Source organism: Vibrio sp. CAU 1672, from assembly GCF_029223195.1.
Classification (GTDB): Bacteria; Pseudomonadota; Gammaproteobacteria; order Enterobacterales; family Vibrionaceae; genus Vibrio.
On the sequence record NZ_JARHUF010000001.1, the window covers coordinates 26719 to 51075 of the forward strand.

The 24357-nt window shown below is 46.8% G+C and carries 20 protein-coding genes; 8 read left to right on the forward strand and 12 right to left on the reverse strand.

Going from position 1 to position 24357, the window contains the following annotated elements; all coding sequences use genetic code 11:
• Positions 1–108: 108 nt before the first annotated feature.
• The 5 genes from P2G85_RS00125 to P2G85_RS00145 form a co-directional block, all read right to left on the reverse strand.
• On the reverse strand, positions 109–771 hold the full coding sequence (locus P2G85_RS00125) for a Bax inhibitor-1/YccA family protein (RefSeq protein ID WP_275862081.1): 663 nt from the start codon (positions 769–771) through the stop codon (positions 109–111).
• 260 nt (positions 772–1031) lie between these two features.
• The gene (locus tag P2G85_RS00130) at positions 1032–1781 is read right to left on the reverse strand and encodes an amino acid ABC transporter ATP-binding protein (RefSeq protein ID WP_275862082.1); all 750 of its coding nucleotides are present in this window, start codon (positions 1779–1781) and stop codon (positions 1032–1034) included.
• A gap of 24 nt (positions 1782–1805) precedes the next feature.
• Positions 1806–2903, reverse strand: coding sequence for an amino acid ABC transporter permease (locus P2G85_RS00135; protein WP_275862083.1), 1098 nt, complete (start codon positions 2901–2903; stop codon positions 1806–1808).
• 1 nt (position 2904) lies between these two features.
• A complete protein-coding gene (locus tag P2G85_RS00140) occupies positions 2905–4113 on the reverse strand; it encodes an amino acid ABC transporter permease (protein WP_275862084.1) in 1209 nt (402 codons plus the stop codon).
• Between the two features lie 74 nt (positions 4114–4187).
• Positions 4188–5216: an amino acid ABC transporter substrate-binding protein gene (locus P2G85_RS00145; RefSeq protein ID WP_275862085.1), complete on the reverse strand. Its 1029-nt coding sequence runs from the start codon at positions 5214–5216 to the stop codon at positions 4188–4190.
• Between the two features lie 461 nt (positions 5217–5677).
• Between P2G85_RS00145 and P2G85_RS00150 the strand changes: the two genes are divergently transcribed.
• Positions 5678–6598: an NAD(P)-dependent oxidoreductase gene (locus tag P2G85_RS00150; protein WP_275862086.1), complete on the forward strand. Its 921-nt coding sequence runs from the start codon at positions 5678–5680 to the stop codon at positions 6596–6598.
• Between the two features lie 76 nt (positions 6599–6674).
• On the opposite strand, the gene P2G85_RS00155 is transcribed toward P2G85_RS00150, so the two are convergent.
• Positions 6675–7157 (reverse strand): YajQ family cyclic di-GMP-binding protein, encoded by a 483-nt coding sequence (locus tag P2G85_RS00155; protein WP_275862087.1) that lies wholly within the window; start codon positions 7155–7157, stop codon positions 6675–6677.
• 34 nt (positions 7158–7191) lie between these two features.
• The gene (locus P2G85_RS00160; protein ID WP_275862088.1) at positions 7192–8244 is read right to left on the reverse strand and encodes a 3-deoxy-7-phosphoheptulonate synthase; all 1053 of its coding nucleotides are present in this window, start codon (positions 8242–8244) and stop codon (positions 7192–7194) included.
• 444 nt (positions 8245–8688) lie between these two features.
• Between P2G85_RS00160 and P2G85_RS00165 the strand changes: the two genes are divergently transcribed.
• Together P2G85_RS00165 and P2G85_RS00170 are read left to right on the forward strand one after the other, a co-directional pair.
• Positions 8689–9573: a putative PEP-binding protein gene (locus P2G85_RS00165; protein WP_275862089.1), complete on the forward strand. Its 885-nt coding sequence runs from the start codon at positions 8689–8691 to the stop codon at positions 9571–9573.
• A gap of 111 nt (positions 9574–9684) precedes the next feature.
• Positions 9685–10161: a DUF4442 domain-containing protein gene (locus P2G85_RS00170; RefSeq protein WP_275862090.1), complete on the forward strand. Its 477-nt coding sequence runs from the start codon at positions 9685–9687 to the stop codon at positions 10159–10161.
• A gap of 24 nt (positions 10162–10185) precedes the next feature.
• On the opposite strand, the gene P2G85_RS00175 is transcribed toward P2G85_RS00170, so the two are convergent.
• A complete protein-coding gene (locus P2G85_RS00175; RefSeq protein WP_275862091.1) occupies positions 10186–11538 on the reverse strand; it encodes a hypothetical protein in 1353 nt (450 codons plus the stop codon).
• A gap of 138 nt (positions 11539–11676) precedes the next feature.
• Here P2G85_RS00175 and P2G85_RS00180 point away from each other — a divergent pair, with 138 nt between their 5' ends.
• Positions 11677–12510, forward strand: coding sequence for a S1-like domain-containing RNA-binding protein (locus tag P2G85_RS00180; protein WP_275862092.1), 834 nt, complete (start codon positions 11677–11679; stop codon positions 12508–12510).
• A 275-nt stretch (positions 12511–12785) separates the two neighbouring features.
• Here the strand turns inward: P2G85_RS00180 and rsmF are convergent, their stop codons facing one another.
• The 4 genes from rsmF to P2G85_RS00200 all read right to left on the reverse strand — a co-directional run bounded on the left by rsmF (position 12786) and on the right by P2G85_RS00200 (position 20059).
• The gene (gene rsmF / locus P2G85_RS00185) at positions 12786–14222 is read right to left on the reverse strand and encodes a 16S rRNA (cytosine(1407)-C(5))-methyltransferase RsmF (RefSeq protein ID WP_275862093.1); all 1437 of its coding nucleotides are present in this window, start codon (positions 14220–14222) and stop codon (positions 12786–12788) included.
• Positions 14223–14331: 109 nt separating this feature from the next.
• A complete protein-coding gene (locus tag P2G85_RS00190) occupies positions 14332–16998 on the reverse strand; it encodes an MlaD family protein (protein WP_275862094.1) in 2667 nt (888 codons plus the stop codon).
• Entirely contained in the window at positions 16991–18238 is a 1248-nt protein-coding gene (locus P2G85_RS00195; RefSeq protein ID WP_275862095.1) for a paraquat-inducible protein A, read from the reverse strand. Before P2G85_RS00195 ends, P2G85_RS00190 begins: the two co-directional genes overlap by 8 nt.
• Positions 18239–18262: 24 nt before the next feature.
• Positions 18263–20059: an ABC transporter ATP-binding protein gene (locus tag P2G85_RS00200; protein WP_275862096.1), complete on the reverse strand. Its 1797-nt coding sequence runs from the start codon at positions 20057–20059 to the stop codon at positions 18263–18265.
• A 102-nt stretch (positions 20060–20161) separates the two neighbouring features.
• On the opposite strand from P2G85_RS00200, the gene P2G85_RS00205 reads away from it, so the two are divergent.
• The 4 genes from P2G85_RS00205 (at position 20162) to P2G85_RS00220 (ending at position 24241) form a co-directional block, all read left to right on the forward strand.
• On the forward strand, positions 20162–20635 hold the full coding sequence (locus P2G85_RS00205) for a GAF domain-containing protein (RefSeq protein ID WP_275862097.1): 474 nt from the start codon (positions 20162–20164) through the stop codon (positions 20633–20635).
• 97 nt (positions 20636–20732) lie between these two features.
• The gene (gene proQ, locus P2G85_RS00210; protein ID WP_275862098.1) at positions 20733–21356 is read left to right on the forward strand and encodes an RNA chaperone ProQ; all 624 of its coding nucleotides are present in this window, start codon (positions 20733–20735) and stop codon (positions 21354–21356) included.
• Between the two features lie 17 nt (positions 21357–21373).
• A complete protein-coding gene (gene prc, locus P2G85_RS00215; RefSeq protein ID WP_275862099.1) occupies positions 21374–23380 on the forward strand; it encodes a carboxy terminal-processing peptidase in 2007 nt (668 codons plus the stop codon).
• A gap of 213 nt (positions 23381–23593) precedes the next feature.
• A complete protein-coding gene (locus P2G85_RS00220; protein ID WP_275862480.1) occupies positions 23594–24241 on the forward strand; it encodes a hypothetical protein in 648 nt (215 codons plus the stop codon).
• Positions 24242–24357 lie beyond the last annotated feature (116 nt).

The following is a 24357-nucleotide window of genomic DNA, read 5'->3' on the forward strand; positions in this document are numbered from 1 at the left end:
CTAATTATGCATAAAAAGTTCAGTTTACCTGTAATCACGAATTTTGAGGCAAAAAAAAGCCCGAAAGCTAGGCTTTCGGGCTTTACCTCAGCTCAATTGAGCAGGAATTTAGTCATCGTTCATGATGCCCAGAATGCTAAGCAGGCTGATGAAGATGTTGTAGATAGATACATACAGCGTAATGGTGGCTGAAATGTAGTTGGTTTCACCGCCACGGATGATGCCTTGTGTGGTCATCAGGATAGCCATGGTTGAGAACACAATAAACAAACTACTTAGTGCTAAGTGCATCACTGTTGACTGGATGAAGATGCTGGCGATCATGCCTACAACCAGTACGACAAACAGAGACAGCATTAAGCCACCCAACATTGACAGGTCTCGTTTGGTTGTCAGTGCGTAAGCAGAAGCAGCCATAAATGACAATGCCGTACCACCCAGGGCGGTTAACACGATATCACCCATCCCGGCACCAATGTACATGTTCAGGATCGGGCCAACGGTATAGCCCAGGAAGCCAGTAAACAAGAAAGTAAACACCAGGCCCAGGCCGTTGTTACGGTTTTTCTCAGTCAGAAACAGCAGGCCGTAGAAACCCACCAACATCAGGATAAGGCCGGGACGCGGCAGGTTAAATGCCATCGCCACACCAGCGGTGACGGCTGACCACAGCAGGGTCATTGAAAGCAGGGCGTAAGTGTTACGCAATACTTTGTTGGTTTGCAGAGCACTCTCTTGTGTCGATGTGCGCGTAAACATTGGACTGTTCATAATCTTCCTCAATCAGAGACTTTCTTGTCTTGGATATATTGACATTTATGGGGCTAAAAGTTCAAAAAATCAAGCCCAACTATTGAATATCTAAGACAAAATAATAATGGAAATAAGATGTTATGTATCTGAGAACTTGTAACACAATATTTCTGCCTGGCAATAGTTGAACAATTGTCCGCTTGTTATTGTTTAATAAGGTAAAAAGCACTGGCTTAACCTAAACCAGTGCTTTTTATGGCGGTAAGCGCGAGCCGAACTTAGTGGTGCAGGATTTGCGCCAAGAAGTTGCGGGTGCGATCGGATCTCGGGTTTTCGAAGAAATCAACCGGGTTATTTTCTTCAATGATTTCACCAGCATCCATAAAGATAACCCGATCCGCGACCTCTTTGGCAAAGCCCATCTCGTGAGTCACACACAGCATGGTCATGCCTTCTTCAGCCAGTTCGACCATAACATCGAGCACCTCGCGAACCATTTCCGGGTCCAGTGCTGATGTGGGTTCATCAAACAGCATCACTTTCGGGTTCATACACAGTGAGCGGGCAATTGCGACACGTTGTTGCTGGCCCCCGGATAACTGACCGGGATATTTATCTGCCTGATCAGGGATTTTAACCCGTTCCAGATATTTCATCGCAATGGCTTCAGCTTCTTCCTTGGGCATTTTCTTGACCCAAATCGGTGCCAGCGAACAGTTTTCCAGTACCGTCAGGTGAGGGAACAGGTTAAAGTGCTGAAAACACATACCCACTTCGCGGCGTACCGCTTCAATGTTTTTCAGATCTTCGGTTAACTCCGTCCCCGATACGAATATATGCCCGGCCTGATGCTCTTCCAGGCGGTTAATGCAGCGGATCATGGTTGACTTACCAGAGCCAGAAGGGCCGCAAATAACGATTTTCTCGCCTTTCTTTACATTCAGGTTGATGTTTTTCAGTACGTGAAACTCACCGTACCATTTGTTCATGTCCTGAAGCTGGATCATATAGTCTTGTTGTTGCGTCATAATACGTCCTTGATACTTAATGAGTTATCGTTTGTGACCGGTATGGAGTTTGTTTTCTAGCCATATCGAATAGCGCGACATGCCAAAACAAAATACCCAGAACACTAACGCGACAAATACATAACTTTCTGTTGCAAACCCTAACCATTCTGGGTCGGTGTTGGCAGCCTGCCCGATACCCAGTACATCAAACATACCGATGATCAGCACCAAACTGGTGTCTTTAAACAGACCGATAAAAGTGTTTACGATAGAAGGAATGGTGATTTTCAGCGCCTGCGGCAAGATAATCAGCCACATTTTCTTCCAATAGGTAAGTCCCAGCGCGTCCGCTGCCTCATACTGGCCTTTCGGGATGGCTTGCAGGCCACCACGTACAACCTCTGCCATATAAGCGGCACTGAACATTACCACACCGATTAAGGCACGGATCAGTTTGTCGGTTTCGGACCCTTCTGACAGAAACAGTGGCAGCATAACCGAGGCCATAAACAGGACCGTGATCAGCGGCACGCCGCGCCATACCTCAATGTATACCGTACTGATACTCCTGATGATCGGCATTTCAGAACGTCGCCCGAGGGCAAGTGCTACCCCAATCGGTAATGACACCACGATCCCCACTAATGCAATGATCAACGTCACCAGCAAGCCGCCCCATTTGTGCGTTTCGACCACTTCCAGGCCGAACACTCCGCCATACAACAGCGCAGCGATAAGGAACGGATAGATGTTAACGAAGAATAACCATATCCAGGTACGTTTTGGGGTTTTCTCGTAGGCGAGCAATACGGTGAAAACTGCCAGCGTAAAGTAGAACAGGCGAGGGCGCCAGAGCTCAGCTTCCGGATAGAAGCCATACATAAACTGCTCCCAGCGGACACTGATGAAAACCCAGCAGGCACCTTCCCGGCTGCAGTCATCCCGTGTGGTACCGATCCAGTCAGCGTTAATGAATGCCCAGTCAATAATCGACCATAATGCTGATGCGATGATGTACGCGAGTATCAGCGTTACCACCGAGTTTACCGGTCCGTTAAACAAATGTTTGCGCATCCAGCCGACAAAACCAACCGTGTTTGCTGGTGGCGGGAGATCGGGTTGAAATTGATGTGTTGCCATATTATCTCTCCACCAATGCGACTTTGCGGTTGTAGATGTTCATCAGAGCCGAGGTGAGTAGGCTCAACGTTAAGTATACGCCCATGGTCATGGCAATAATTTCAATCGCCTGACCGGTCTGGTTTAACGTCGTACCGGCAAATACTGACACTAAATCCGGGTAACCGATCGCCATCGCCAGAGAAGAGTTTTTCGTCAGGTTAAGGTACTGACTGGTCAGTGGCGGAATAATTATGCGCAAGGCCTGTGGGATCACCACCAACTTTAATGTCTTAGATCTTGGTAGGCCTAAAGACATCGCCGCTTCTGTCTGGCCGTGACTGACGGCGTTGATACCGGAACGGACGATTTCCGCAATAAAAGAGGCAGTATAAACACTTAATGCGATCAGTAGCGCCGCCAGCTCAGGGATAATGCTGATACCGCCGCGGAAATTGAAGCCTTTTAAGGCAGGGTACTCAAGAGAAATTGGCATTCCGGCCAAAAAGTAAACCAGCACCGGTAGACCAACCACCAGGCCGAGCACAATCCTTCCCATCGGCGTTTGTTGACCGGTGACGCGTTGTTTGTTCGTCGCCCAGCGCGCAATCACTAAACTGGCGATGATACCGAAAACTAAGGCGCCAATGACAAGCCCACTGCCGTTTTCCATTACCGGAGCGGGCAGATAAAGGCCACGTACGTTCAGGAATATGGCTTCGCCAAGGCTCATGCTTTGGCGGGGAGAAGGCAGGGCCTGTAACACCGCGAAATACCAAAAAAATATCTGTAGCAACAGTGGAATATTACGGAATGTTTCAATATAGACAGCAGCCAGGCGACTAACCAGCCAGTTGGAGGAGAGTCTGGCCACTCCCATAGCAAAGCCGAGAACAGTGGCGAGTATGATACCTAATACGGATACCAGAGCCGTATTAAGCAGGCCAATCAGAAAGGTTCTGCCGTAGCTGAAGGTTTCGTCGTATTCAATCAGCGTAAGCCCGATACCAAATCCGGCTTCCTGGCTAAGGAACCCAAAACCGGTTGCGATGCCGCGTGCGTCCAGGTTGGTCAGGGCATTGTTGATAATGGTGTAAAAGAAAAACACCAATGCGGAGACTGCTATGATTTGAAACAGTGCGGAACGAAATGCCGGGTTATAGAGCAAACTCGTATTACCGCCTGAGTTAGTGGGCATCGTGCTTTGCGATGCAACATTCTTCGGTTTCATACTGCGATAACCTCAAATCCATTATAGTGATCACCAAGAAAAAGGGCGGCATGACCCGCCCTAATGCTTTCTTGTTAGCGGATTGGTGGTGCGTACATGAATCCGCCCGCATTCCATAGTGAATTCACCCCGCGCGAAATTTGCAGTGGTGATCCGGTACCGACCGTGCGCTCGAAGCTCTCACCATAGTTACCAACCTGCTTAATCACCTGATAACCCCAGTCGTCGCGAATGCCCAGACCTTTGCCTTTTGGTCCATCAACCCCCAGAATTCGCTTCACGTTAGGGTCTTTTGATTTGAGCATGTCATCAGCATTCTTGGATGTAATCCCGTACTCTTCAGCATTGATCATTGCCGCCAATGTCCATTTGGTTATGTTGAACCACTGATCATCACCCTGGCGGACCGCAGGGCCTAATGGCTCTTTCGAGATGATTTCAGGAAGAACCGCAGCAGAGTTTGGATCCGTCAGGTTCAGACGCAATGCATACAGACCAGATTGGTCTGTGGTCAGGACATCACAACGGCCGGCATCAAAGCCTTTCGATGTTTGCGCAGCGGTATCGAATACCACTGGTTTGTATGACATGCCACTGTTGCGGAAGTAATCCGCCAGGTTCAGCTCGGTTGTGGTACCGGACTGTACACACACCGAAGCGCCATCAAGCTCTTTGGCACTGGTAATCCCCAGGTCTTTCTTGACCATAAAACCCTGACCGTCGTAATAGGTGACACCGACAAAGTTTATCCCAAGTGCGGTATCGCGATGAAGTGTCCAGGTGGTGTTACGAGAAAGTACGTCAATTTCACCTGACTGGAGAGCAGTAAAACGTTCCTTCGCGGTAAGGGGGACATACTTAACCTTGGTTTTATCCCCAAGAACGCCCGCGGCCAAAGCCTGGCAATATTCTATGTCAATCCCTTCCCATTCGCCTTTAGAGTTCGGGTTGGAAAAACCAGGCAGGCCGGTACTGACACCACATGTCAGAAAGCCCTGTTTCATGACTTTATCCAGAGTAGTGTCTGCTGCTTGAGCTGATGTTGCTATCATGGCAGTAGAAGCCGCTACGACGGAAGCAAGAATTGTTAGTTTATTCGCCATTAGTATCCTTCCTGTATGATCCATGTTAAATCAGGACCGACCTGATACAACGTGTCCAGTTTGGTTGTGTTTTCGTCCTATATAATCGATTTTCAGAGAGAACGGCTCTCTTTAAATCAACCAGTTATAAGCGTAGGTAAGGAACTGTTAATTCTCAAATATATAATTTAATTAGGGTTTTGAAAGAACTTACAAATTCCTTTGCAGGCTAGAATGACTAAATGTTAACTGTTTGTAAATAGTGCAACTTGTGCCCAATGTGGTGCATCAGAACAAATGGCAAAAAATAGTTCAAAGAGGCAGGATAAAACGTCAATGTTAGATTTGTCATTAGTGATGATGCGATACAAATCGGCAAAATTTGAACAAAAATTATTTGTCGTCTTTAAACCAGTGAAGTTCTTGCCCCATTTTTGGTAGCATGGATTTAGTTAGACGTTATTAAGTGGCCATGGATAGAAATGCGATATTTTCCTCTGTTTTTAGATATTTTAAACAAGCCGGTGCTGGTGGTTGGCGGTGGTGAAGTTGCCAGCCGAAAAGTGGAAGCCTTGCTTAAGGCAGGTGCTGACGTGACCATCGTTTCCCCCAGTGTGGTTGAGTTTCTGGCTAAACTGGTCGAGGAGCAACAGGTTCACTGGATTCAGCGCTTTTATTCCAGTGACATTGTCACAAAAAATTTCATTCAGGTGTGGGCGACAACCGACAATCCTGAGCTGAACCATCAGGTATACAAAGACGCCAAACAGTTGGGGATTTTAGTCAATGTGGTCGATGATAAGCCATATTGCGATTTTATCACCCCATCAATGATTAACCGTGGCCGGATTCAGATAGCCGTTTCCAGTGGCGGAGCGTCACCGGTACTGATCCGTAATATTCGTGAAAAGCTTGAATCCATTTTGCCGCAGAATTTGGGTTTGATGGCTGAGTTTGCCAATTCAAAACGCAACTCGATAAAACAGGCATTGCCCAGTGTCGATCTGCGGAGAAAATTCTGGGAAACCTACTTCGCGCAGCCAGAAGTGGAAAATGCCCGCGATAACCGTGAGCTGGAAGCGGTTTATCAGGCTTTGGTAAATCAGCCACTGGATGAAAAGGGCAGCTGTACCTGGATACAAGTGGAGGCTGATGTGGAAATGTTGCCGATTAAAGCGGTACGCTACATGCAGCAGGCGGAACTGGTGTTGTATTCAACACAGTGCCAGCCGAATGTGCTGGATCTGGTGCGAAGAGATGCAGAGCGGGAAGCTTTTGCAACCGCAGCGGAACTTTCAGATAAGTTGACTACTGTGAAAGCCGGTCAGTTGCGTGTATGTGTGTTTATTCCCAGGGGCACCAGCGAATTTAACTTACTGCAGGGTAACGACTTAGTCATTTAGTTGAGAATACACCAAAAAAAGAGCCTACGTTGTGTAGGCTCTTTTGTCTGAACAATCGCTGGTTAGCCGCTCAGGATTAGTCGCGGAAATTGTTGAACTGGAAAGGCTGGCCTAACTCAGCTTCACGAATGGCCGCCATTGTGGCTTGTAGGTCGTCACGCTTTTTACCCGTCACTCGAACTTTATCGCCCTGAATAGAAGCTTGAACTTTAAGCTTTGAGTCTTTGATCAGCTTAACGATTTTCTTTGCCATTGGTGTGTCAATGCCCTGGCGGAACAAAATCGTTTGGTGCCAGTTCTTACCGGTCTGTTCAGGATTCTGCGTATCCATTGAGTTTGCATCTACGCCGCGCTTTGCCAGATGGCCGCGCAAAATGTCACGCATTTGCTTTAACTGGAAATCACCTTCCGCAGATACTTTTACATTTTCTTCTACTAACTCAAAGCTCGCATTTACGTTGCGGAAATCAAAACGAGTAGAAAGCTCTCGATTAGCGTTATCAACAGCATTACGAAGTTCAACGGTATCGATTTCAGAGACAATATCAAACGATGGCATGGAGATTCCTTATGTCTAGTAGTGTTATTAGTTATTATGAACGATTTTTTACCGCGTCTGCCAGCATATCAAGCATGGTGACGGTATCTTCCCAGCCTAAACAAGGATCCGTGATTGACTGGCCGTAGGCAAGGTTATTAATGTCCGTCATCGGCTGGTTGCCTTCGACGATGAAACTTTCTGCCATAATCCCGGCAATGTAGGTGCTACCGCTTTTGATTTGTTCACAGATATTTTTGGCTACATCCAATTGCTTACGATGCTGTTTTTCACAGTTGGCATGACTGAAGTCGACCACCAAACGTTGTGGTAAATCGAACTGTGCCAGTGCCTGACATGCCTGTTCGATGGATGCTGAGTCAAAGTTAGGTCCGGTTTCACCGCCACGAAGGATAATGTGACCATATGGGTTACCGCTGGTACGATAGACGGTCATACGGCCATTTTTGTCTGGCGAGTAGAAGTAGTGAGAAGCCTGAGAAGCACGAATCGCGTCAATGGCGATTTTCACATTTCCGTTGGTGCCGTTTTTGAAGCCGACCGGGCATGAAAGCGCGGAAGCCATTTCACGGTGGATTTGTGACTCTGTGGTACGGGCACCAATGGCACCCCAAGTGATCAGATCGGCAATGTATTGACCTGTGATCATATCAAGAAACTCGGTCGCTGTTGCCAGGCCAAGTTTATTGATATCGAGCAAAAGCTTACGGGCTTTATGCAAGCCTGCCTCCAGGGCATAAGAACCATCCAGATTTGGGTCGGTGATCAATCCTTTCCAACCGACAACCGTACGAGGCTTTTCAAAGTAGGTACGCATAACGATGAAAAGTTCATCTTTATACTTATCCTGAATTTGGCTAAGGCGCGTCGCGTAATCGAGGGCTGCTTCGGTATTGTGCACTGAACATGGCCCGACAATGGCCAGGATGCGCTTGTCTTCACCTGTAAGGATTTTTTCAATTTGACGGCGAGATTGGGCTATACGTTCTGCAACATCATCTGTGATTGGGTGCACGCTTCCAAGCTCTGCGGGGGGTGGCATTGGACCCAGAGGCTGGGTTCTCAATTCATCTGTTTTAATTGGCATGTGATAGCTATATTCTCTATTGCGAAGCAATAAAGATAACGGAATTGTGGTAAGGAATAAACTGTTTAAAGTGAATCTTATTGAGTAAAAGGGCGTTACATACCCAGCCTTTTTGTGCATTGCGACAAAGCGATTTAATTTTCGCCAGATTTTGCTGAGTTATTGGACGGGCGATAGCGTGCCATATGATTTATCAGGGCAAATCCAGCCATCAATGTGTGAGCCGATTCCGGTTACTGGCGTGAAGTAAGGCAATCGGTGTCTGTTTCACTGATAATATGAGATTGTTTGGCTCGAATGACGAAATAAGGATCAGAGTCAGCTATTTGGCTGATGATTACAGTTCTATTGATTATATATTCATTATTTTTAACTATTTATTCTTGTTTTCGAGCTGAACAATAGGTATGTTCTAACTATCATAATCGTAAGACTGGAGCAGTAATGAGTCAAAGTACCACCGGGGGTGAGAACTCCGCGATCAAATTGGGCGATGTGTTTCCATCCCAAAGGGAATTAAGCGGAAGTGGAGCTTTGTATGTTTCACTATCTGAGTTGGTGATGGGCAAGCTTTTTTACCATCCTTCACTATCGAATTTGGATGATATTGAAGATGCAACCGAAAAGGCTTCACTTCAACAAATCTTATCTCAACAGGATGTGAAAACACATTTTATCTCCACCTTAGTTGAATCAATTGTACTGGCCGCTAAAGGCTACGATGTGGTGCGTATTGAGCTGAACAGCGCTGACAGTGAAGCGATGAGCCGGTTAATTGCCGGCAGCCTGGAACCACATGAGCAAAATCCGTTACTTGGTTTGCGCGGTGTTTCACGATTTGCCTCCGATGTCTATAAAGAGGCGTTTGTGTTGGAGTGTGAAGTGATTAAAGCATTGCAACAACGAGGCGTTGAAATCGACATTGTCGTGCCGTTTGTGCGCGCACTGAGCGATGCGGCCAAGATTATTGACTTACTTGCAGAGCAGGGTTTACCCCGCGGACTGAAAGGGCTGAAGGTTCTCTATTGCTGCGACACGCCGTCAGCGGTATTAATGGCAGAAAAGCTACTTCATTATTTCGATGGTTTAGTGATTAACCTTGATACATTGGCACAGCTGACTTTGGGTGTGGACAATAACAACCCATCTTTGGCTTACCTCTATGATCCGGAGAACGACTCGGTGATTCAGTTAGTGGATTTTGCAGTCAAGTCGGCTAACGCAACGGGCAAACCGGCGCTGCTCCTCACCCGGGAACTGTCTGAGCGCCCGCGCTTAGAGCACTACTTGTCGGAAGTGGCGGGCGTAGAAACTTACCTTTTCGACTAACGTGTTGGTGTATGCAGAGAGGCCCGTGCGCGGCCTCTCTTTGTTAACATTTCTTTGACATTTGCACTCAATGCTGATTAACTGGTCTGACTAGTTACCAGGGAGAGTCCAATGTTAAGCCCACTTCGTCAAGCCAACCTTTATCTTAACCTGTTTGGGTTTACCAAAGTGCCCCTTATCTGGCTGTGTCGCCCCAAGATTATTGCCATTGATGATCAGCACGTTGAAGTGGTCATCCCGTTGAAGCGCAGAACCAAAAACCACCTTAATAGTATGTATTTTGGCGCGCTTGCTGTTGGTGCTGATGTGGCGGGTGGTTTTCTGGCGATGAGTAAAGCAAAAGAGCAGGGAGAGAAGATCTCATTGGCGTTCAAGGGAGTTAAGGCGGACTTTTTCAAGCGGCCGGAAGGGGATGTCCATTTTGTCTGCCATGACGGGGCATTAATTGACGATATGGTAAGCCAAACCCTGCAAACCGGTGAGCGAGTCAATCAAGATGTTAAAATTGTCGCACTATGTCCTGATTTGCATGGTGATGAGCCAATGGCTGAATTTTCTCTGACATTATCGATCAAAAAAGCAGCCTGACAGCAGGCTGCTTTTTGTGGTGCTTCAGGTTAACTCAATCTGCTCTACAGAGACAATCTTGGAGCGGTTGACCACCACTTTCCAGCGGTAGTAGGTCGGCTCGTCGCTGTGGTTATCCTCTTTGACAATAACGTTTAGGAGGTGACGCTTTTCCACGGACTCTTTGCTGACCTGGCCATCATTTATCCGGTAGATGCGATTTGAGCTCTTATCCATCAAACGGATGATAGGGCGAAGATTGATGTTGATGGTCTCGCGTGTTTGCTCGTAGCCGCTCAGAAACTGGGATGTCGCCATATCCACTTTCTCATGGTAATGCAGAATCTGCTCTTCTCGCTGCACCACGCGTTTTTTACGAATTAGTTGAATTCGGTCCGGTAACTTGGCGAAAGTTGTGTAATCCAGCCATTCCAGTTTGGATCCGACGACTTTCCGGGTTGTTGGGTCAGTGTACTTTTTGCGCCATTTGGGTTTGCCTTTACGGATCCAGCGCCACATTGCATCGCGTAAGTCATCCTTGAAAATTTCACGTAATGCATAGATAAGTGACATGGCAATAATAAATGACGCGGAAATTTCGCCGAGGTAATCTCTTGCCATGATCACGGTTGAGGTAACAAACACCATCACCAGGCCAGTGGCAGCCCCTTTAATTATCCGTTTAATATTGTTGCCCATCGAGATGGTTTTTTCCCGCAGTACAATCGGGTGCTCAATCAGGCGGCGTAAAAGGTGCATCTTATTCGACAGACGAGTCACATCTTCAACAACCCGCGGGGAGTTGTATTTATTGAGCTTTCTGTGCGCCTGCTCTTTTTCACACAACGTCAACAGCCGCTGCTTAATGGTGCTGTAATCACCTTCTCTGGGCAGGTGGGCGACCAGAGATAAGAATTTCTGTTCGGTATACCATGAGAGATAGTTATCTATGTTGACGTAGTAACGTTTTAAGTTCTCTTCGTAGGGAATGGAGCGTCTTAAGCGCTTCAGAATATCCAATGCCAGTTCAATGACTTCATCGACCTCATCCGCAGTGACGTTGTCACCTTGGTGTTTATTGAGACTGGCGACAGCTTTGTCGAGTGCTATTACATATTGATAAGCAAACAAGCTTAAACTGACCCGGTACTGGCTTTTAGACAGACGGCCACGCTTGGCTAAGCGGCTGTGAACCAGTGGCAGTAGTACTTCATTACTGTAGTAAGCCCGTTTCTGGGTCATGGAACTGTAGTAAAACTCAGATTCGGTGAGAATATCTGAATTCAGGCCGAGTTCCCCCGGAACGAAAAGAAAGATATCTAAGTCGACTTTTTTGCTTGTGGCTAAAGCATGGCTGATTTTTAGTGTGATTGAGTCCTGTTTATCAACGGTGACCAAGTAAGGCTCCTGATTATTGCTAATGGGTGTCCGGATAGCGAACGTCGCATAGCATATCAAAGAGGCGCAGCTATTTCTCTCTGATTTTCTTTCCAGTTTGGGTATAATTCCCGGTAAATTTCCAAAGAGACAAATTCAATGATTAAGATTGGTCAAATTAACAGCTTGAAAGTCATTAAAAAGGCTGATTTTGGCGTATTTCTGGATGGCGACGAATACGGTTCGGTGTTATTGCCAAATAAGTATGTGCCTGAAGGCACTGAAATTGGTGATAAGGTTGAAGTGTTTTTATTCTTCGATTCAGAGAGCCAACTTGCTGCGACCACAGAGACGCCTATCGCTCAGGTTGGTGAGTGGGGGCTGATGAAAATTGAAGGCATCAACAGCACCGGCGCATTCGTTAACTGGGGTATCAAAGAAAAAGATCTTTTGATCCCGTTCAGTGAGCAGCGCGCCCGTTTTTCGGCAGGGCAGACTATTTTGGTATACGTATATACCGATAAAGCGTCAGGCCGTATTGTCGGAACCACTAAGTTTAACAAATGGCTCGATAAGACCCCGGCTAACTACCAAGTGAACCAGCAGGTGGATTTGATCATCGCAGAGCGCAGCCAACTGGGCTACAAGGCGATCGTTAACGGCCGCCACTGGGGCATGATCTTCCCGTCTGATGTTTTTGGTAAATTGTTCATTGGTAAAAAGCTAAAAGGTTTTATCAAACGTGTTCGTGAAGACGGTAAGATTGACCTGGCCCTGCAAAAAGTCGGGGTAGAAAAGATGGATGATCTGTCTGGAAGAATTGTTGAGTTGCTGGAAAAGAAAGACGGTTTTTTACCGCTAAACGATAAGTCTTCTCCAGACGCGATTTTTGAGGTGTTCCGCACCAGCAAAGGCACGTTCAAGAAAACCATTGGTGGCCTATATAAGCAGGGTAAAATCGTTATCGAAAAAGATGGTATTCGCCTAGCGTAAATAGGGGCCTTTCCCAGGCAAAAAAATCGGCCCAAAGTCGTCCGTTTCTTGGGCCTAGGGGAAACGGCTCCTTAGAGCCTGCGCTAAACTTTGCTAACGGTTTTTCGTTAGCCATAATAGAGAAAAATGCCATTAAAAAGCCTGTGTTCATAACATTTAGTTTAGTACAGGGTATCTGGATAGCTAGGGCTGCTAAGGTAAAACCTGAAGAGAATTAAAAAGCCACCGCGAATGCGATGGCTTTTCATTAACTTAATGCTCTTTTTAGCGGACGGTTAAAAAAGATTTTTGTCGCGAACCAGTTCACGTGGCAGGCCGTTTTTGATCCGGTTGCTGACCCATTTGCCTAATCCGATGATCGTACCCTGATATCTCACCAGCACTTCACCTTTGCCGGTTTTCATTCCTTGGGGAATGTTTTCCGGACGGATATCACGTCCCATATACCACTCTCTGGCCTCGTCGGTTGTTAGTTCGAGAGCTTTTGACTCTTGACCAGAGGCTAATGTCGTCGCGACCTGATGCTGCCAGCGATAACCGTTCTTGTGTGCTTCTGCGATTTTGATCCCCATACGCGAGAAACGCAGTTCTCCTATCATTGACTCTAATGCTTCAGGGAATAACCACACGTCTTTATCTCGCAGCCAGACACTAGCGTTTTCAGGCAAGTGAATTTCAAGGGTGTCGCTGAGCTGTTTATCTATTTCCGCCTGTACTTTTGCACTAGCCTTACTGAACGGGAATTTGCCCATGCGTTTTTTCACTTTTGGTGCATCTACCGATGCCAGTTTTCTCATCCGGGCAACAAAGAAACCTTCACAGTCATAGACTTGTGGGAAGATATGCAGGAAACCTTCTGCGGTTAATGCCGCTTCAGCGTTATCAAACAGCCCGGCCAGGCTTTCAAACTCAACCGCGTCGCTGAACGTCTCTTTCAGATGGTGGCACACTTCCTGATTCTCTTCGGTACTTAATGTGCAGGTTGAGTACACCAGAACCCCGCCGGGCTTGAGTGCATGGAACGCGCTTTCAATTAAGTCCTTCTGGGTTGCCGCGATGTCGATAACCGATGCCTGCGACCAGTTCTTCATCGCATCTTCATCTTTACGTACCGTACCTTCACCAGAGCAGGGCGCATCCAGCAGTACCGCGTCAAACTGTTCGGGCAGCCATCCGCCAAACACGCGTCCGTCGAAGTTACTCAGCGCGGCATTGCGCACACCACAGCGTTCAATGTTGGCGTGGAGGACTTTTACCCGGCTGGCAGCGTATTCGTTTGCCACTAATACGCCTTTGTTTTCCATTAAAGCCGCTATTTGGGTGGTTTTGGAACCCGGTGCGGCGGCAGTATCCAGCACGGCAGCATACGTGGGATTATCCATGAACAGTGCAGAGACCGGCATCATCGAGCTGGCTTCCTGGATATAGAACAGCCCGGACATATGCTCAGCGGTATTACCCAGAGGAACCAAAGATTCATCGGCCTCAATCCAGAAACCATTACTACACCACGGAACCGGGAAAAGTTGCCATCCCTTTTGTTCTGCACGTTTAATAAACTCGTCAACCGTAATTTTTAAGGTATTGACGCGGATGCTTTTACGCAATGGCTTTTGGCAGGCTGCGATAAAGTCATCCATGCACAGGAGGGCGGGGAGAATGGTACGGATTTTTTCCAGAAACTCTTCTGGCAGGTAAACATTGGAATGCAAGGCGTTATCTCATTTGCAAAATTTGCTGCAAATAATAAACGAATTAGCCGCAGAAACGAAATAGAAGCTTTGGGTAAAAAAATAGAGCAGCATGCACTGCTCTATCCGATTAAAGTTTGGTGGTCGGTTTTGGTATCGGAGTTCGCCACTGTCGCCATCCGTCCTCAGCTTTGGGGTAGAGGAGGAAGGTCTGACCGCTTTCGGCGATCGGCATCAGGTTAGCTTGCTCAGGGGTAGCAAAGGCGACCCCTCCGCGTACTAAACTCTCTATCGTTCCGGCTTTGATGTTTGCACCGGTCAATCCGATTGACACATCGACGCCGGAAACGTTCCAAAACACGCTGTTTTGTCGGACCAGATAAGCGTAATTGCGCTGAATTTCGATTTGAGAAATAACACGGTCGGCAAACTCGCCCAAACGAACATCGGTTACCTGACCGACTTCCATTTCACGGTAAAGAACAGGGGTGCCGACTTGTAATGAGCCGCGTTGGGCACTCTGCAGTGTGAAGACAATACCAGGCTGTTTAACGGCGCTCTTGGCTAAGCGGAATGCAAAATGCGCCTGACCATCTCCAGGAGTAACATTGATCGCCTTAGCAACCAGCGAGCCGAGGTTTTTTACCCCATCGAACCCTATTTCAGGCTCGTTAAGCCAAAAATGGGAGCCTTTAACCGCAATGTCATCCACATACTCGGGCAGAATGCGCGCGGTGACTTCAACGCGTTGCCGTTTGAAGTGTGGCACTACCAGGGTTACTTCACCAACTTTTACGCCTTGATACTTGATCGGCATTCCGGCGGTCACCTCTTGTGTCCCGTCGGTGTCTAAGGTGATCACACGGCCAAATTTACGCGCTTGGTTTTGATCCGGGTACAGTTTCCAGCGATGACCCAGTTTATTGTCAATGCCGGGAATTGAGTCAAAGGCGATCCCTCCATTAATGAGCGTTTTAAGTGGGTCTGCTTTGATTTTAACTCCGGCTAACGATGCATCTACCTCAACACCGGAACGGTTCCAGAACACTGTCTGGTCGGTAATGAGGTGAGCATAACGCTTTTCGAGGGTCGCGTTAATGATCACGCCGCCGTCAACCAGTTTAAAGTCTGCGATATTACCAACCGGCAAATTACGGTATAGCAGGGGGCTGCCTTTTGAAATCGGAGGCAGTTCGCTGGCAAAAAGGGTTAATGTTTGTGAACCACGCAGGTTGTACTGCGCCAGTTCAGCCAGTGACTCACTCTGGAACAGCCGATATTCCTGTTTTACTTGCTCGCTTCCCTGGCTTAAAAAGCTGATGGATCCGGTCAGGAGTTGCTTTGCCGGTGGTACTGTGACACTTAATCCGGATTCTGTCAGTTCTGCAGAAGCACTGCCGGTAACAAAAAAGCGGTTATTGGATTTAATCAAATGCTTGAACTGGTGATCAATCAGAGCATCGAGATAGACTTCTTGGTCTGACTGTTCTGCCGCCGTCTTGTCGAGCAAACCAACGTTGATGATCGAACCGACCACAATCCCTTTGTATAGCACATTTGCCCCGGCATCCAAGCCGAAAGAGTTATTGGCTACCAGACGAATCGCAATGGATTTCTGCTGTTGCTGGCTAAACTCGTTTTTACGAATGGCGCGGAACTGACGAGCCCGGTCCCCCTGGCCGGGGATGATTGATAGAAAATTACCACTCACCAGGTTGGCAATGTTTTCTACTCCGGACAATGACACTTTTGCTTCTTCAAGAATGAAATGGGTGCCAGTGGTCAACATATCGCTAAATGCCGGCTGAATTGCTGCCGACGCTAAAATTACTTCTCGCCCTTCTGACAAACTTAAGTCGGTGATCTGGCCGATCTCGATACCGCGATACATAATAGGCGCACCTTCACCACTGATGTTATTGTCATCTGGCAATGCCACTTTAATCGGTATTCCTCGCCCTGCGGTTTTCAGGTCACGGTACAGGCGGAACTGGGCATTTTCTTCAACCGGTTCGCCATCGTCAGGAGAGTCTACCGCAATGGCGCCGCCGAACAGGGCGCTCATGCTCTCCAGGCGTACATCGACGCCATTGAAACCGATATTGGCACCAATACCGCTGACATTCCAGAACCGGCTGCGGTCATTAATAATATGGCGATATTGCTCCTGGATGTTGGCGTGGATCGAAATAGATTTCGCATCATCATCAAGCTTATAGCTGTAGACTTCACCGATTGGAATTTTTTTATATACAATCTGGGAGCCTACTGAGACACCACCCAAATCCCGGCTATTCAGTTTGATGTTTAAGCCCTGGCTGACTCTCAGATCAGTTGGAGCAGCACTCAGCGCGGCAAATTTCGTTTCAAACTGTTCACTTTTGCCCGGCTGGATTGAAATGTAATTACCCGACACAAGTGCATCAAGGCCAGATATCCCGGAGAGGCTGGCGGTGGGTTTAACTAACCAGAAACGTGTATCTTTATTCAATAGCTTTGTGGCTTCCGGGTAGACATCGGCGTCCACATAAATACTGCCGAGATCCTCAGAGAGTTTAATGTCACGGACCATACCTACTTCCAGACCTTGATAACGAATAGTGGTTCTGCCCGCGACCAAACCTGCGGCATCAGAGAAATAGATTTGGACCCGCTGACCGGCGTCTTGAATTGACTTGAAAACCAGCCATCCGGCTAACACCATGGTCAAAATAGGAAGTATCCAAAACGGCGAGATCCCCCGGCCTCGTTTTACATCCGGTATGTATGACGTTTGAGAACTGTTCTGATCACTCATTTACTGACTCTTTATTTTGATTGTCTGGGGCATTGTCCCAAATAAGCCTGGGGTCAATGCTGTCCGCCGCGAGCATGGTTAATACCACTACGATACCAAAGGCAACGGCACCGTAGCCGGGGGTAAAGTCGAGAATCTGACCCCGATCAACGAGAGTCATCATGATTGAAATAACAAACAGGTCCATCACAGACCATTTGCCTATCCACTTTACTGCAAAATAGATCATCATTCGTTGTTTATGGAACACCGAACGCTTGAATTTGATACATAGTAAGATATAAGCAAGCCCGAGTATCTTGACCACCGGGACAATAATACTTGCTACAAATATAATGGTGGCAATTCCATACATACCACTATTGACGAGTGACGCCACGCCGGAAAAGATTGTATCTTCCAAGCGTTGACCATTGGTGATGAGTATAGAAATTGGGATCAGGTTTGCCGGAAATATCGCGATGGTTGCCGCAATGAGATAAGCCCAGGTCTTCTGAATCGAATGAGGCTTTCTATGGTGCAGCGGGTTATGGCAGCGCTGGCAGCGTTTCCCGGCGGGCTGGGAGAGGTGACACTCATGACAATGTATGTCTTTATGAGCAAAGTTGAAGGTCGTTTCTGGTTGCCAGGCTTCCCAATAGCGACGAACACTGATCCGGGAAATCAGCATTACGGTGAATATTTGTAGAAAAAGCAGGCCAAACAACCCGGGACCAACAAAGATGTCGGAATAGTCCTGGAGCTTAAAGCACGAAACAGCGATGCTGACCAAGAATACGTCCAGCATCACCCAGTGTTTTAAGTGCTGGACTAACCACAAGGAAATACGCAAACCTTGATAAGACCGGATATGGAGCGAAATATGAGCGCTTAATACCGATGAACAAACAATCAGGGGGGCCAGTGAGCTACAAAATAGAATCAATAAAGAGAGCAGAATATAGCCCTCTTGCATCAGTGCAATCATTCCTGAAGGGAGTGTTGCGGGGATCATTACTCCAAATAAACGGATACTAATGAAGTCAAAAAAGTGAGAAGGAACAAACAGTAACAGGCAGGTTACAGCTATAGCAAGATTGCCGGACAAACTGGGTGAGCCACCACGGTATAGATGAGTTCCGCAGCGCGGGCAGTACGCATCTCGGCCATAGGGGATCTGAATAATGTCCACCGGCAATTCACATCCCTGGCACAAGCGAACTTTGTTCGCTTGTCGAGGGTGTCTGGATAGCGGGCTCATTACTCTCTCCCTATCCAAAAGGCGTTACGCGTGGGACTGAACTCCCCCGTATAAGGTCTGATATAAGCCTTCCTGTTCAACTAGCTCACCATGTGTTCCTGTTTGCGACACTTTTCCATCTTCGAGGACATAGATCAAGTCTGCTTGTTTCACCGCAGAGAGTCGATGCGCCACGATTAACGTCGTTCGACCGTTTAAAAACTCAGTCAGTGCTTTATGCAGCGCTGCTTCGGTTGCCGTATCGAGGGCAGAGGTTGCTTCATCCAAAATGACGAACTGGGGATTACTCAATACCATTCTGGCAATCGCCAGGCGTTGCCGTTGCCCACCAGACAAACGAATGCCGTTACGCCCGATCTGGGTGTCCAGACCCTGACTTAGCTGGGCAGTCACATCTTGCAACTGCGCTACTTCGAGTGCCCGCCACAGCGACAGTTCATCGTAATGCCCCCCGAGAGTCAGATTATGCCTCAAGGTGTCGTTAAATAGTATAGGTTGCTGTAATACAACAGCAATTTTGTCACGAATTACATCGAAGCTGATGTCTTCGCTCAGCTCATCATTATAACGAATAGACCCGGAATCTTGCCGGTACACACCGATGAGCAGCTGAATTAAAGTAGATTTGCCCCCGCCGCTGGCCCCAACTAAAGCAACTTTCCGGCCTGCAGGAACGTGAAGGGTCAAATCATCAAGTACTTTGTTTTCCTTATTATAAGAGAAAGTGACGTTCTCAATTTTGACATCGACTTCTTTGTCTGCGCTAAACGGATTCACTTTGGAGCGCGGCCGGTGCTCTTCTTCCAAACTGAGGAGATCATTAATCCGTTTTAACGCTGCTTTTGCGCTATACCAGGAAAACTGGATGCCGAGCAGTTCTTGCACTGGCGAGAGCATGAACCACAAGTAGCCAAAAACGGCAAAAATCTGACCGATCGTAAGGTCACTGAACATCACCATCAACATCGCAACAGCACGGAATAACTCGAATCCAATCAAAAACAACAGAAAGGAGACGCGTCCTGCGGCTTCGGACTGCCAGGCATACTTGTCCGCGTCTATACGTACTTGGTTAGCACTGGATTTGAGTTGTTTTAAGAACTCGCGCTCTTTATTTGCGGCGCGCAGCTGATAAATGCCATCAAGCGTTTCAACCAACCGATTCTGAAATACTTCAAACGATTGGTTTTCTTTGCGTTTGAGGTGTTTGACCATGTTCCCGAGTTTTCGCGAGAAGTAAATGACCACCGGATTGACCAAGAGGATAAACAAGCCTAGTCGCCACTCTAACCAAAGCAGCACAATTGCTGTTCCGATCACGGTCAGCAAGCTGATAACAAATTTGGCTAACGTTGAGCCAACGAACTGATCAATAGTCTCTATATCAGTGATTAAGTGAGCATTGATTCCGCCAATTCCCTTGGTTTCATATTGGCGGATACTGATACGGCTCAGCTTATCGATCATTCTACTCCGCATCTCAAACGTGATGGTTTTCGACACCAGAGTAAACTGACGGCTTTGAACGATATTCAGCACCTGACTTACCGCACGCATCAGTACAACCAGAAATAGCGTGAAAAATATGTAGCCGGTAGGGGTTTGCCATGTTTCCGGTAATACAGTGTTCATTGCCGCCAGGCCGGAAGCAGGCTGGCCAAGCAGAACTTCATCCACCATTAACGGCATGAGTAAGGGAATAGGGACGCTGATTAAAGTAGCAACAATCGCGATCAAGTTAGCCCAAATTAACTTTGATTTGTGCTTTTTAACTTGTGTTATCAACCAGGAACGGCTAATAGTGTCATGTGTTAGAGTCATTGTAATGAGAATGCATCCTATTTATGTTTAGATGGGCATTGTAACGGGATTCCTAAAGATTGGAAGCCTCTAATTCATTACACCATTTATACGGAAGTAATTATGAACATAGAACAGTACCAGACACTTACCAAGCAAGCGGTTGCACTTATTGAGTCAGAAACCAACATGATCGCCAACCTGGCCAACATCAGCGCACTGTTGTTCATGGAGCTTGAAGAGCTCAACTGGGCTGGTTTTTACCTGACTCAGGGAGAGGAGCTGGTGCTGGGTCCATTTCAGGGCAAGCCGGCTTGTGTGCGTATTCCTATCGGGCGTGGCGTATGCGGTACGGCTGCGCAGACTAATACAGTCCAGCGCGTCTATGATGTTCACCGGTTTGAGGGACACATTGCGTGTGATGCTGCGAGTAATTCAGAGATAGTGATCCCTTTTTCTATCAACGGGCAGGTAGCCGGAGTACTCGATATTGACAGCCCCCAAATAGGGCGTTTCAATGAAATTGATGAGCAAGGCCTCACACATTTTATGGTTGAAGTAGAAAAGCTGCTTAATTCACACGCGAACGACGCATAAATTCGTCTAGGAGTGTGGTTTTTCCTTGGCATGTCTCTATAATACGAGAATATTTTTCTTAATGCTTCGCGGAAATCCGCTCAAATCAGGAACCCTCATGACTGAAAAGTTAAAAAACAGCAAAGAAGTTATTGCATATATTGCTGAATGTTTCCCTAAGTGCTTTACTTTAGAAGGTGAAGCAAAACCTCTGAAAATTGGTATTTTTCAAGATCTTGCGGAACGTCTAAGTGACGATGAAAAAGTAAGCAAAACTCAGCTTCGTGCAGCGTTAAGACAGTACACTTCATCATGGCGTTACCTACATGGGGTAAAACCAGGCGCGGTGCGCGTGGATCTGGATGGTAACCCTTGTGGTGAGCTGGAAGAAGAACACGTGGAACACGCAAAAGCGACCCTTGCTGAAAGCAAGGCGAAAGTACAGGCACGTCGTAAAGAGCAAGCGCAAAAAGCTCGTGAAGAAGGTAAGGCAAAAGCGAAACCTGCGAAAAAGCCACAACAGCCTCGTCGTCCTAACAAACAGAAAGTACAGAAACAGTCAACACCTGTAGAAACACGCGCACTAAACGCAGATGAAATGACCATCGGCAAACTAGTGAATGTGAACATGGGTAAAGGAAACATGGCTGCGACCATTGTTGAAATCAATAAGGATGATGTACGTGTTCAACTTAACAACGGCCTGCAAATGGTTGTGAAAGCGGAGCACTTGCGCGCTTAAAGGAGATACTCCTACGCATGAAATGCCGTTCAAAAGTGACCCTGATTGCTGCTGGCTTTTTGCTGGCAGCATCAGCTCAGGCTCTTGAAGCCAAACTCAGTAAAGATGATTTGCCTGTTCTTGCTCCTGAAGTTCAGCATGAAGCCGCCAGTAAACGTGTTACTGCACGATTAACGCGTTCTCATTACAATCATTTCAATCTGAATGATGAATTCTCCCAGGCAATCTTTGCGCGTTATATCGAACTGCTTGATTATAGTAAAAATATTTTTACTCAGGCCGATATTAATGCTTTTGAAGATTGGTCGATTCAACTTGATGATCAGCTTAAAGCCGGTAACAACCAGATTGCTTTTGACGTTTATAACCTGTCAATGCAAAAACGCTTTGAGCGCTTTTCTTATGCCCTGACATTACTTGATAACGAAATTAAGTTTGACGCAGATGAGAGCATTGAACTGGATCGCTCAGAAGCATTCTGGCCTCAAAATAAAGCTGAGTTGGATGAACTGTGGCGTAAGCGAGTGAAATATGACGCGCTTAACTTGACGTTAGCCGGTAAAGAATGGCCGGAAATCAAAGAGGTCCTCGAAAAGCGCTACAATAATGCGATAAAACGTATTACTCAAAGTCGTAACGAAGACGCATTCCAGCTATACATGAATGCTTTTGCCCGTGAAGTTGATCCGCATACCAGTTACCTGTCTCCTCGCAATGCAGAACAGTTCCAGTCTGAGATGAACCTTTCTCTTGAAGGTATCGGAGCGGTATTGCAGATGACCGATGACTATACAGTGATCCGTTCTCTGGTTGCTGGTGGCCCTGCGTCGAAAAGCAAACAGTTGGGAGAAGGTGACCGTATTATCGGTGTCGGTCAGGATGGTGAAGATATTGTCGACGTCATTGGTTGGCGACTCGATGACGTTGTACAACTGATCAAAGGCCCGAAAGGGTCGAAAGTGAACCTTGAGATCTTGCCAGAAGGTAACGAAGCAAAGAGTTACGTTGTCACAATTGTTCGCGATAAAGTGCGCCTCGAAGACCGCGCAGTGAAGTCAGAGATCATCGAAAAGGATGGTAAGAAGATAGGTGTCCTTGAGGTACCAAGCTTTTATGTCGGTTTATCGAAAGATACCGATAAACTCATCACTGACCTGACTAGCAAAGGCATCGATGGCATCATCGTTGACCTTCGTAACAATGGTGGTGGCGCTCTTACTGAAGCGACAGCGTTAACCGGCTTGTTTATTAAGCAAGGCCCGGTGGTGCAGGTGCGTGACAGTTATGGCCGAATTAAAGTGAACGCTGATACTGATGGTAAAATCAGTTACGATGGCCCGTTAACCGTTCTGATCAACCGCTATAGTGCTTCTGCATCTGAGATTTTTGCTGCCGCAATGCAAGATTACAATCGTGCCATTATTTTGGGTGAAAACTCATTCGGTAAAGGGACGGTTCAGCAGCATCGCTCACTAAATCTGATTTATGATCTGTTCGAGAAAGAATTAGGTTATGTGCAGTACACGATTCAAAAGTTCTACCGTATTGATGGCGGGAGTACCCAGAACCGAGGTGTCGCACCAGATATCGCTTACCCGACACCTGTTGATCCAAGTGAAACCGGGGAAAGTGTGGAAGACAATGCATTGCCTTGGGATAGCATTGACAAAGCGCCGTATCAAGCGTTTTCCGAACAAAGCGATCTTATTGCTAAGTTAACCGAGTTGCACGACAAACGTATTGCTGAGGATATGGAGTTTCGTTTTATCAAAGAAGACATTGAAAAGTATCGTTTAGAAAAGGATGATAACTACTTGTCTCTTAACGAAAAAACTCGCAAGAAGCAGTCAGAAGAAGCCGACGCGCTGAGATTGCAGCGCATCAACCAGCGACAAGCAGCTCATGGAAAAGAAGCGTTCAACGCCTTGAAAGATGTGCCTAAAGATTATGAAGCACCTGATGTCTATTTAGATGAATCGGTCGCGATTATGGTCGATATGCTAAAGGCTGAAAAGCAGTTGTAACTTTCAACATTCATGTATTTAAGAGCGGGTCATTATGATCCGCTCTTTTTTTTGTGTGTGAATATCACGCGTTTTTGCTTAACACTATTATTTTGTTTGCTTTATTTTTATAAATAAAAATGTGATTCAGGTCAAAATACTTCGCTAAATGGCTATCTTCTTCCTAAGCTAAAAGAAAACGATAAGGATGCCGTTATGAAATGGTTTTTTTTAATGCTTAGCGTTTGCTGCTTCAGTGTCTCCGGCGCTGAAATTAATAAAGAAGATGAACTGAGCCACTTTGACACACCGTTTTTGATCGGTGACTGGTATTTGGTCAATCCAAATCCGGATGGTTCTGCTGAAAGCTTCCGTGCGATAAAACTCACCCTTGATTCAAACTATGGCTTCTCTATCGATATCCAGAAAAAAGACTACTCAATAGACCATTGGGAAGGGCTTTATAATGCCAATGAAGATACCATTGTTCTTGGTTTAAATACTGACGAGCCGCAGATTTACGCTTATCGCAACAACCACAATACCTTAGATCTTAACGGTGTCACTTTCACTAAGGGATTGCCTAATGCCTTAGCCGGAATCTGGTCCAGTACGCATGTTTCGGGTGAAGGTTTAGCTGACAATGACATAAACCACATGGATCTCATTTTACAGCCAGACTTTGTTTTTATGTTCCGCGTGTCAAACGCAGAGGGCTTAGAATCTGTCAAGCAAGGGGTATTTTACACAGAAGGTGAACACCTGATTTTGTTATATGAAAACGGTGAACACGGCACCACTTACAAGTTGGATCAAAATCAGCTGACCATCGCCGATAGCAATGGTGATATGCTTGCGGTGTTGAACAGGGTGACGCCTTAACAAGCTCACTAATCTGGCTTTTAACCAGGTTAGGGCTGAAAGAAAAGTTCTGATGTTGTATGAATGTTAAGCAAAAAGCGGAGCTGGCGCACTAAAAGCTCCGTTTTTTGTTAAAT

Coding starts and splice junctions, on each gene's coding strand:
- P2G85_RS00125 (WP_275862081.1), bottom strand. CDS start 771: ATGAACAGTCCAATGTTTACGCGCACATCGACACAAGAGAGTGCTCTG.
- P2G85_RS00130 (WP_275862082.1), bottom strand. CDS start 1,781: ATGACGCAACAACAAGACTATATGATCCAGCTTCAGGACATGAACAAA.
- P2G85_RS00135 (WP_275862083.1), bottom strand. CDS start 2,903: ATGGCAACACATCAATTTCAACCCGATCTCCCGCCACCAGCAAACACG.
- P2G85_RS00140 (WP_275862084.1), bottom strand. CDS start 4,113: ATGAAACCGAAGAATGTTGCATCGCAAAGCACGATGCCCACTAACTCA.
- P2G85_RS00145 (WP_275862085.1), bottom strand. CDS start 5,216: ATGGCGAATAAACTAACAATTCTTGCTTCCGTCGTAGCGGCTTCTACT.
- P2G85_RS00150 (WP_275862086.1), top strand. CDS start 5,678: ATGCGATATTTTCCTCTGTTTTTAGATATTTTAAACAAGCCGGTGCTG.
- P2G85_RS00155 (WP_275862087.1), bottom strand. CDS start 7,157: ATGCCATCGTTTGATATTGTCTCTGAAATCGATACCGTTGAACTTCGT.
- P2G85_RS00160 (WP_275862088.1), bottom strand. CDS start 8,244: ATGCCAATTAAAACAGATGAATTGAGAACCCAGCCTCTGGGTCCAATG.
- P2G85_RS00165 (WP_275862089.1), top strand. CDS start 8,689: ATGAGTCAAAGTACCACCGGGGGTGAGAACTCCGCGATCAAATTGGGC.
- P2G85_RS00170 (WP_275862090.1), top strand. CDS start 9,685: ATGTTAAGCCCACTTCGTCAAGCCAACCTTTATCTTAACCTGTTTGGG.
- P2G85_RS00180 (WP_275862092.1), top strand. CDS start 11,677: ATGATTAAGATTGGTCAAATTAACAGCTTGAAAGTCATTAAAAAGGCT.
- P2G85_RS00190 (WP_275862094.1), bottom strand. CDS start 16,998: ATGAGTGATCAGAACAGTTCTCAAACGTCATACATACCGGATGTAAAA.
- P2G85_RS00195 (WP_275862095.1), bottom strand. CDS start 18,238: ATGAGCCCGCTATCCAGACACCCTCGACAAGCGAACAAAGTTCGCTTG.
- P2G85_RS00200 (WP_275862096.1), bottom strand. CDS start 20,059: ATGACTCTAACACATGACACTATTAGCCGTTCCTGGTTGATAACACAA.
- P2G85_RS00205 (WP_275862097.1), top strand. CDS start 20,162: ATGAACATAGAACAGTACCAGACACTTACCAAGCAAGCGGTTGCACTT.
- proQ (WP_275862098.1), top strand. CDS start 20,733: ATGACTGAAAAGTTAAAAAACAGCAAAGAAGTTATTGCATATATTGCT.
- prc (WP_275862099.1), top strand. CDS start 21,374: ATGAAATGCCGTTCAAAAGTGACCCTGATTGCTGCTGGCTTTTTGCTG.
- P2G85_RS00220 (WP_275862480.1), top strand. CDS start 23,594: ATGCTTAGCGTTTGCTGCTTCAGTGTCTCCGGCGCTGAAATTAATAAA.